This window comes from Micromonospora andamanensis (assembly GCF_016863495.1).
GTDB classification, from domain to species: Bacteria; Actinomycetota; Actinomycetes; order Mycobacteriales; family Micromonosporaceae; genus Micromonospora; species Micromonospora andamanensis.
Genome location: NZ_BOOZ01000093.1, coordinates 1 through 8,247 on the forward strand (window position 1 = coordinate 1; position 8,247 = coordinate 8,247).

10 protein-coding genes and 1 pseudogene are annotated in these 8,247 nt (G+C 67.0%); 5 read left to right on the plus strand and 6 right to left on the minus strand.

From position 1 onward, the window contains the following. Positions 1-619, minus strand: a pseudogene (locus tag Van01_RS32400) (hypothetical protein); the annotation flags it as partial. A gap of 302 nt (positions 620-921) precedes the next feature. On the opposite strand from Van01_RS32400, the gene Van01_RS32405 reads away from it, so the two are divergent. The 4 genes from Van01_RS32405 (at position 922) to Van01_RS32420 (ending at position 3,337) form a co-directional block, all read left to right on the plus strand. Further along, the gene (locus Van01_RS32405; RefSeq protein ID WP_204015741.1) at positions 922-1,833 is read left to right on the plus strand and encodes a LysR family transcriptional regulator; all 912 of its coding nucleotides are present in this window, start codon (positions 922-924) and stop codon (positions 1,831-1,833) included. A gap of 330 nt (positions 1,834-2,163) precedes the next feature. Beyond that, positions 2,164-2,799, plus strand: coding sequence for an AAA family ATPase (locus tag Van01_RS32410; protein WP_204015743.1), 636 nt, complete (start codon positions 2,164-2,166; stop codon positions 2,797-2,799). A 117-nt stretch (positions 2,800-2,916) separates the two neighbouring features. Continuing rightward, positions 2,917-3,090: a hypothetical protein gene (locus Van01_RS32415; protein WP_204015745.1), complete on the plus strand. Its 174-nt coding sequence runs from the start codon at positions 2,917-2,919 to the stop codon at positions 3,088-3,090. Positions 3,091-3,169: 79 nt separating this feature from the next. After that, positions 3,170-3,337 carry a hypothetical protein gene (locus Van01_RS32420; RefSeq protein WP_239099440.1) on the plus strand — a complete coding sequence of 56 codons (168 nt, stop codon included), beginning with the start codon at positions 3,170-3,172 and terminating at the stop codon, positions 3,335-3,337. A gap of 107 nt (positions 3,338-3,444) precedes the next feature. On the opposite strand, the gene Van01_RS32425 is transcribed toward Van01_RS32420, so the two are convergent. Further along, positions 3,445-3,834 carry a winged helix-turn-helix transcriptional regulator gene (locus Van01_RS32425; protein WP_204015747.1) on the minus strand — a complete coding sequence of 130 codons (390 nt, stop codon included), beginning with the start codon at positions 3,832-3,834 and terminating at the stop codon, positions 3,445-3,447. Between the two features lie 74 nt (positions 3,835-3,908). On the opposite strand from Van01_RS32425, the gene Van01_RS32430 reads away from it, so the two are divergent. Next, positions 3,909-4,760, plus strand: a complete 852-nt coding sequence (locus Van01_RS32430) for an SDR family NAD(P)-dependent oxidoreductase (protein WP_204015749.1) — start codon at positions 3,909-3,911, stop codon at positions 4,758-4,760. A gap of 156 nt (positions 4,761-4,916) precedes the next feature. On the opposite strand, the gene Van01_RS32435 is transcribed toward Van01_RS32430, so the two are convergent. From Van01_RS32435 to Van01_RS32450, 4 genes are all read right to left on the minus strand, one after another. Continuing rightward, on the minus strand, positions 4,917-5,384 hold the full coding sequence (locus tag Van01_RS32435; protein WP_204015751.1) for a winged helix DNA-binding protein: 468 nt from the start codon (positions 5,382-5,384) through the stop codon (positions 4,917-4,919). A gap of 277 nt (positions 5,385-5,661) precedes the next feature. After that, positions 5,662-6,672 carry a DUF5954 family protein gene (locus Van01_RS32440; RefSeq protein ID WP_204015753.1) on the minus strand — a complete coding sequence of 337 codons (1,011 nt, stop codon included), beginning with the start codon at positions 6,670-6,672 and terminating at the stop codon, positions 5,662-5,664. A 224-nt stretch (positions 6,673-6,896) separates the two neighbouring features. Further along, a complete protein-coding gene (locus Van01_RS32445) occupies positions 6,897-7,166 on the minus strand; it encodes a hypothetical protein (RefSeq protein ID WP_204015755.1) in 270 nt (89 codons plus the stop codon). Positions 7,167-7,305: 139 nt separating this feature from the next. Beyond that, positions 7,306-8,139, minus strand: coding sequence for an oxidoreductase (locus Van01_RS32450; protein WP_239099441.1), 834 nt, complete (start codon positions 8,137-8,139; stop codon positions 7,306-7,308). Between the last annotated feature and the right edge of the window lie 108 nt (positions 8,140-8,247).

Below are 8,247 nucleotides of genomic sequence, written 5' to 3' on the forward strand. Positions count from 1 at the left end.
CCGGTGAATCCAGAAGGGACCACAACGCGTTGGCGATCTTGGTGCCGTCGCCGGCTTCGACCGCGTACCGCTCGGGGTAGGCGGATACCTGGACCTCCTGGCAGACATTGCCGATCGGGGCGGTCTTCCAGGATCCGTTCGGGAATTCGCTAAGCATCTTGTTGAGGAATGCGTTCGTCGCCCAGGTCGGGTCGAGCCGCTGCGCTCGGCTGCCCCACGGCGCACGCTGCTGGAACAGGCCCAGGCTGTCGTGGTCAACCTCGATGTTGATGTTCTGGATGCTCGTCTCGACGATTGTGGTGGTGATGGCGATCGCCGCGGCGCGCACCTCAAGGCCCCGATCCCGTACGGCCTTGGTCACCATGCGCGCACACGACACTCGATAGGCAGTCATGTATCCGCGCATCTTCGCCTGCAGCTGACTGTTCAACTGACTGGCGAGTGCGGCGTCGGCGGAGGTCGGTCCGTTCGGGTCGCAGGGGGAGGTGGGGTAGGCCAAGGCCACCAGTTCGGGGCTCTCATCCGACGGGGAGGCCGCCGCTGGCGCCTGGGCGCTCAACACAAGTGCCATGACCGTGACCACGATGCCTGCCCGCTTCGGGCAGAAGAGCTGTCTCACTGGGATCTCCAAGGGAATAGATGGATTGACAACGCCAATCCATCCGGGTCCCGACATCACGATCAGCGGGTGGTCATCGGCAGGAGAAGGCCTCCGTGAGGTAGAGGCTGCTGCCGAATCGCACTCGCCTGGGGAAGTGCTCGCGCCGGGTGTCCCGGATGGATTGTCCGCAGCCAATCCTGACCGGCGGCACGGGCAGAGATCAACGATCACGTGATCAGCATCTGCGGCCGATTGATAGCGTTCCGGCTATGATGCGACATGTTCCGGAGCGACGCCGCTTGGAGCCGAGCCTGCGTCAAATGCGACTGTTCCTCATACTCGCGGAGGAGCTTCACTTCGGCCGGGCCGCTCAGCGGGCCTTTCTGGCGCAGCCCACACTCAGCCAGCAGATCCGGGCGTTGGAGGATCGGCTCGGCGTCGACCTGGTGCAGCGCTCCTCCCGCCAGATCGACCTCACCGATGCGGGCCGCGCCCTGGTGCCGCAGGCCCGCCGCCTCGTCGCGGCGATGACCGACCTCCAAGCGGTCGCCGCCGTGCATGCCCGGCGACTTCAGGGCAACCTGAGAATCGGCGCCATCGGCGGGGAGGCCTTCATGCCCTACGTCATCGACATCCTCGCCGAATTGTCCGCCCGGCATCCCGGCATAGACGTCGAGATCCGCTCGGTCAACTTCGTCGAGCAGGTCTACGCGCTGCCACGCGGAGAGATCGACGCCGCGTTCCTGCGTCCGCCCCTGCCGTCCGGCTTCCGGAGCATGCACCTGTCGAGCGAGCCGCGCATCGCCTGCCTTCCGGCCGATGATCCGCTTGTGGATCAAGCGCCGCTGACGCTCGCCGATCTCTGCGATCACGTGGTAGTCGACGTTCCCATTCCCGAGTTACGACAGTGGTGGGACTTCTGGACGGTCAACCCTCGCCCGGACGGCAGACCGGTCCGCTACGGGCCCGTCGCTGGTGACATGGAGGCGTTGCTGTCGGCCGTCGCCCGCGGCCAGGCCATCGCCTTTCTGCCTGCCGAGGCCCGTCGGGACTACTCCCGGCGCGGCGTCGCCTACATCGACGTCGTCGACCTTGCGCCCTCCACTGCGGCCCTGGCATGGCTTCCCGATTCAGATCATCCTCTGCTGACCGCGCTGTTGCAGGCGGCGCGTGCGGTGTTGCAGCACCAAACCTACGGGCTCGACACACCTGAGCCGTCCACCGATGGCTAGGTCGATCCTCAGCCCTGACCTGAGCCAGGCTGTGCCGGTTCGGCTGCCCGACCCTGCTCACCACCGACAGCTTTGCCTACCTCGCGACGCGCGGGCTCGACGACATCACCTGGCAGTTAGGCGCCCACGGCCTCGGACCCGATGCCGACACCCTCACGACCGACATACTCAACCTCATGACGGTCCGGGAACACCATCACCGATACGGCCCCGGACCGACAATCACCGTGCACCCCACCTACACCCGCCTACACCCGACGGACCCCAGCTACTCGTAACCCGCCGCCACGCCACGATTTCCGTCACCTGGCCCACCTCAGGAAAGCCACAATGACCACCACCGACCCGTCGCGCATCGAACGGTCCTCCCCGCAGGTCCCGACGCTCGTCATCGTGCGCGGAAACTCGGCAAGCGGAAAGACCACTGCAGCCCGAGAAGCACGACGCCGCTACGGACGGGGCTGCGCCCTGCTGGAACAGGACTACCTCCGCCGCACCGTCCTCCGCGAGCACGACAGCACCCACATCGACCCGGTGGCCCCTGCGTTCATCACCGCAACTGCCCGTACCGCCCTCGACCTGGGCTACCACGTCATCCTCGAAGGCATCCTGCACACCGAACGCTACGCCGGCGTACTCCGCCAACTCATCGACAACCACGCCGGCCCGGTCGCTGTGTTCTACCTCGACGTGCCGTTCGACGAAACAGTCCGCCGCCACCTCGGCCGCGACGAACCCGTCTCCGTCACCCCCGAACAGATGCGGAGCTGGTACACCCACCACGACCTCCTCGATGTCCCCGGGGAGACCGTCATCCCGCGCAGCAGCACCCTCGACCAGACCGTCACCACGATCCTGCACGTCAGCGGCCTCACCCACGCCACACCACAGACACCCTGCCCCCGACGCTGCCGGCACTGCGCCCACACGTCCGACCGCCCACCCGCGTCGACAGCGGCTCGATAACGCCGCGTGGCAGGCCGCGCCGGGGCTCACGTACGCGCCGTCGCAGCCCTTGCCGTCGCCGTGAACGCCATCCGGTCCTGCGCCGCCTGCCTCGTCCCTGTCTCCGCACAGCGCTCAATGGCCAGGCGTCACCTGGGCCAGATCGACGCGGTACCAGGACCGCCCTATGAATGCGTGGTCGTCGAGGTCGCCGAGCCGCACCGCGACGCCCACCGGATCACCGCCCACTACCGGCCGATGCCGGTTTGCGCCGAACAGGGATACCCGTTCGTGCCCCTCACCGCCGACTGACATCCCACACTCCCCCGCCGCGACAGAAGTATCGAAGAGCGCCGTGACCTGCTTGTAACCTCGCAGAGCGGACATCGGCGTGGCCCGCGCCGACCTCCCGCGCTTCGCGAAGATGGCCAGTGGCGTCACCCGCCTGATCCAAAACCATCCAGGCCCGATCGACGCCGCCAGCCTGACCGCGATCCTCGAAGCGGGCCTGGACCGGGGATCGGACCCGGCACGTCCTCACTCCGAGCAGTCATGGTGACCGGTCTGTCACGTGACACGGAGTCCCAAGCCGCGTGACCTGCCTCCGCCGGCGACGAGGGTCGCGGTGGCGCGACCGATATACCATCAGCCAGCCACCGCCGACGGTCACGCAGCAAGCTTTTCGTCGACGTCGTAGCGGGCGCGTGCGTCGCGGATATCATGCTCGTGGGTTTCCGCCCAGCGGCCGACCTCAATAATGAGTGGCAACAACGATTGCCCAAGCTCGCTGAGAACGTAGTCAACACGCGCAACCGGGCCGCGATGTGGTGTCCGGTCCACCAAACCGTCGCGCACCAGCGCGCGCAACGTGCGGGTGAGGATCCGCCGGCTCAACCCGTCCACGGCCCGATCGAGCTCGTTGAACCCGTACGACCCTTGGGCGAGCACCGCCATCAGCAACACGCTCCACTTGTCGCCGGTGCGCCGCAGGACGTCCGCTGCCGCGCACGAGGATCGGTCCTGCGCCGAAACCGGCACCGGGAGGAGTGGAGACATCAATGTTCCTCCTTTCGCCGCCCTCGCCGCCAGCCGACGATCGAGCGTACCGACCCGTGGAAAAGGAGCATCCTGTGCGCACATTCGTCATCACCGGCGGAACCCAGGGCATAGGCAAGGCGCTGGCTCTACACTATCTAGGCCGAGGCGACCGGGTTCTCGCCATCGGAACGAGTCAGGTCAGAGGCGAAACACTACTCGCCGAAGCGGATCGGCTCAGCGCCGGCGACCGGTGCTCGTTCCTGCCCGCCGACCTGAGCTCACTGACGATGACAGCTCGGCTCGCCGACCGGCTCCGCACGCAGTATCCGAGCATCGACGCCCTGGTGCTCGGTGCCTTCCGCTTCCAGACGAAGCGTCAGGAAACCGCCGAGGGAATTGAGCGCACCTTCGCGCTGTACGTGCTCAGCCGGTACCTGCTCGCCGAGGAATTACGCACTGCGCTGGAACGAGCGCCACATCCGGTAATCGTCAACCTGTGCGGCACCGGCAGCAAGGCTGGCCGGCTGTACTGGAACGACCTCCAACTTCGCAGGCGCTACCGGCCCTTGATGGCCACTATGCAGGGCGCCCGCGCCAACGACCTGCTCGGCGTCGCCTTCGCCGCCGAGCATCCCGACAGCCCCATCCGCTACGTGTTGCACAACCCCTTGTTCGTTGACACCGGACTCGCCGAACCATTCAGCCAACCGACCCGAACCGCGTTAAACATCATCACGAGGCTGTTTGCCGCACCTGTCGACAAGGCAATCGAGCCAATCGTTGACCTGATGGACACACCACCCGAATCCGCGCTGTCCGCCTTTCAGGTTCGCCGCACGATCGACGTCACCGGCCCTGCCTTCGACCTGACTGCCGCCCACCGGCTCACCCGCACACTACGAAACCTGATCATCAAGAGCGTCGAGCCGAAGGCGAAGGACTGAGCGACAGTGTCGGGCCGGTACTTCCACGATGCTCACCCCGCCGACACCTGCAACCGTTCGGCTCTTTCGGATACCTCGAACATGACCAGCTGCCGACGAGCGCATGTCGCGATCCGCGGCCACGGGGCCGATTCGGGGAGGCGGTTGGGCAGGGGATCAGTCCACCGAGCCGCCGGTGTTCCGGATCAGCTGTCGGAGGACCTTGAGGGTGGTAACGTAGTCGCCCTCGTCGATGTCCTTGTGGATGCGTGCACGGATCGCCGGCGCATGCTGTTTCATGCTCACGCGCGCGTCCTCCCCCGCCTCGGTGATCCACAGCCGTCCATCGCCGTCCCGGGTCAGCCACCCGCGCTCCAGCAGAACCTCCGACTCGGCGTCCAGGTCGTCCTCGGCCCTGAGATAGGAATTCATCGCCGAGCGGAGTTCCGGGACGGTCAGCCCGCCGCCCTGCGGCAGAAGGTCGTTCTTGGACAGGTTGCGCAGCAGCCAGAACTGAGGCTGAGTGAAGCCGAGCTCGACATGCCGGGCGCGGGTGAAGGTAATGAGGGACTCGTAGGCCACGCCCGTCCAGTAGGCGGCAGGTTGAGCTGCAAGCTGGGCGTCGGACAACTGCTGCATCGTCATGTGATCCACCTCCGGTGCCAACGGCTGTGGGAGGAATGTAGGACCTCAACCTCGGTTGAGATCAAGACCATGACCGGAATGACGACCCACGTCGGTCTTGCGGACCGGCATGTGGCCGTACGGCGGCTCCCCGTCCTCCGGCGGAGTGCTGCCCTGGAAAACCAGGGCGAACCCTGCGGCGACGAACCTGTGCAGCTCGCTGACTCTGCCGTAGACGCGTCGTTCAACGCACATCGCGTCCGTCGGACAGGACGAGCTCACCCCCGCCATGTCCCGGTCAGTCGGGATCGGGCATCAGTCCCTGCGCCCGGAGTTGCTCGACCTGACTGGCTGGCGGTGGCAGCGGGTCGTGGTCTGACGGGCGGGGACCTTCCGGGCCGTCCGCACCGAACCGGATGAAGGTTTCGACCCGGGTCACCCGGCACGGCACACCGCCCACCTCGAAGTCGTCGGTGCGTGGCGGACGGTGCGCCGCGCGGGCGCACGCGTATGCGGCCATGAACTCTTCGATCGGAGTGTCGGCGTCCCGTGGAACGTCGGCGATGGCGAACGACTCCGCGTCCCGGGCGGCCTGCGGCGTCGCATAGGTGATGAACGAGCGGGGCCGCCACCTGCCGTCGACCTGCTCCCCCACGGTGAACCCGACCGGGAGCAGCACCACGTTCGGGTGCGTCACCAACGCCCGACGCGAATCGGCGTACACGTCGTCGGGGACGGATGTCGCCGGGTAGGTCGCCGAGACCAGTTCCATCCGCACGAGGGCGTCGGTGAGCCCGGTGCCAGCCGCCGGGTCGATGACGAATCCGTCCATCGGCGACGCCGTGCGCTCCGCCTCGCCCGGCGGGTACGGATCGGCATCGGTGGGCCGGGGCGGCTCCGGTCCGTCCGGACCCATCCGGATGAACGGCTGCGCCCGGATGATCCGATAACGACTGCCACTGACGGTCAGCTCATTCACCGACTCCCAGTCGAGGATCTCGTACGCCCTCTCGAACGCCGCCCGCGCGGCCGCGTTATCCACGGTCTGCGGCGTCTCGCTGAACAGGCGCCGAAAGTGCGAGGCGAGAACGTCGCGGGCATGCTGCGGCTCGTCGGCGTCAAGCCGCACGACCCGCCACCGGCCGTCCACCTCCTCGGCACAGCCGAAGACCGGCACGCCCCACATCAGCGTGGGATAGGCGACCGAGCGGCGTCGGGCATCATCCTCGGACACCGCCGACACGGGATCGTCCTGCTGCTCGATGGTGATCAGCAGGTGATCGGGCACCCGCTTGTCGTGATGGGCCATGTACCCAGTGTGTGCCCACGAGCGCCGAAACCGAGCACCGCCACCACCACAGATCCTCCACCACCAGCAGCATCGTCTGCATCGGCGCGGCCGAAGCCGAAGTACTACCGTGCGAACGTGAGGGCGGGCACCCGTACTCTCGCCCCTCGGCACGGGCCCGTGCCAGCCGGTGGATGGAGTAACCGTTGCCGACGTCCGGCAGGCTCACCTCGTACACCTGTCGGCTAGCTTGTGGCGTCCGGCCAAGGATCATCGAGGAGCCCGGCCGCGATCGCGCGTCGGGACTGTGCGTTGTTGCGGTACTGCGGTGGGATCACCGACAACGGCAGACTCCGCCCGGTCGACCGAGAACGCGCGCGCACCGGTCGAACGAGGCGACGCGGTCCCGGGCCGGTGGCGATCCACTCCGCCAGCGAAGCCTCCACCTCGCCGAACGGATGCTCGATCACCACAAGCACATCGTCGACATCCAGCGATTCCCCGGCACCATCCATCAATCGACGATACGACTGAGGCAGCACCCCCCTGGGCGGCGCGCCCCGGTGGGCGGACGCTGCCCCTCCGCGCTCGTCGTGCGGCATGAGGGTGTATTCGGCTCGGTGAGGTGCGGTGTCTGGGGTGGTGTCGTCGCCTTCAATCCAGGTCTGTCGAACGGCTGAGCTTTTCCCACCTCGCCAGGTCGGTTCGCAGCAGTTCATGGTGGGCGGCGATGAGATCGACTGCGTCGTTGCCGAGGGCCAGCCGCAGCGGTGGGTCCGCGCTGTCGATCACCTCCAGAATTGCTCGCGCCGCCTTGGTCGGGTCGCCTGGCTGGGTGCCGTCCATGGCGTCGACTGCGGCGCGGGTGGACCCGGTTGACACGGCGTACTCCTCGATGATCGGGGATCTGTGCATCCGGTGACCGCCGAACTCGGTCCGGAACGCTCCTGGTTCCACGATCAATACGCGGATGCCGAACGGTGCGACCTCTGCCGCCAGTGCCTCGGACAGGCCCTCAAGTGCGAACTTCGCCGAGCAGTACGCTCCGAAGCCGGGCATGCTCAGTTGCCCGCCCATCGAGCTGAGCTGGATGATCGCCCCGCTGCGCTGGGCACGCATGTGTGGCAGAGCGGCTTTGGTCACCGCGACAGCACCGAAGAACATCACGTCCATCAAGGCTCGCAGGTCCGCAAGGTCGAGTTCCTCGACGGCACCTACGCTGCCGTGACCGGCGTTGTTCACCAGCACGTCGATCCGGCCGAACTCGACAATCGTCTGTGCGACCGCGGCAGCTATCTGCGCATTGTCGGTGACATCCAGCGGCGCCGTGCGCACCCGACCCCGGCCGATGGTGATGAGATCGTCCAGCTGGCGCGGTCGGCGGGCCGTGGCCATCACCCGGTCTCCGGCGGCGAGGGCAGCCAACACCAACTCCCGACCGAACCCGGCGGAAGCGCCCGTGATCAGCCAGACCCGGTCCGTGTCCATAATCGTCACTGTCGCTCCCGGATGCGTCGTCAACGTCTCGGACCCACCTTGCCCAACCGTCCCGAGACGCCGCCAACACAGCCTTCCTGCAGCCGTTACAGTCTTAGT

Coding starts and splice junctions, on each gene's coding strand:
- Van01_RS32405 (WP_204015741.1), top strand. CDS start 922: ATGCGACTGTTCCTCATACTCGCGGAGGAGCTTCACTTCGGCCGGGCC.
- Van01_RS32410 (WP_204015743.1), top strand. CDS start 2,164: ATGACCACCACCGACCCGTCGCGCATCGAACGGTCCTCCCCGCAGGTC.
- Van01_RS32415 (WP_204015745.1), top strand. CDS start 2,917: ATGGCCAGGCGTCACCTGGGCCAGATCGACGCGGTACCAGGACCGCCC.
- Van01_RS32425 (WP_204015747.1), bottom strand. CDS start 3,834: ATGTCTCCACTCCTCCCGGTGCCGGTTTCGGCGCAGGACCGATCCTCG.
- Van01_RS32435 (WP_204015751.1), bottom strand. CDS start 5,384: ATGACGATGCAGCAGTTGTCCGACGCCCAGCTTGCAGCTCAACCTGCC.
- Van01_RS32440 (WP_204015753.1), bottom strand. CDS start 6,672: ATGGCCCATCACGACAAGCGGGTGCCCGATCACCTGCTGATCACCATC.
- Van01_RS32445 (WP_204015755.1), bottom strand. CDS start 7,166: ATGGATGGTGCCGGGGAATCGCTGGATGTCGACGATGTGCTTGTGGTG.
- Van01_RS32450 (WP_239099441.1), bottom strand. CDS start 8,139: ATGGACACGGACCGGGTCTGGCTGATCACGGGCGCTTCCGCCGGGTTC.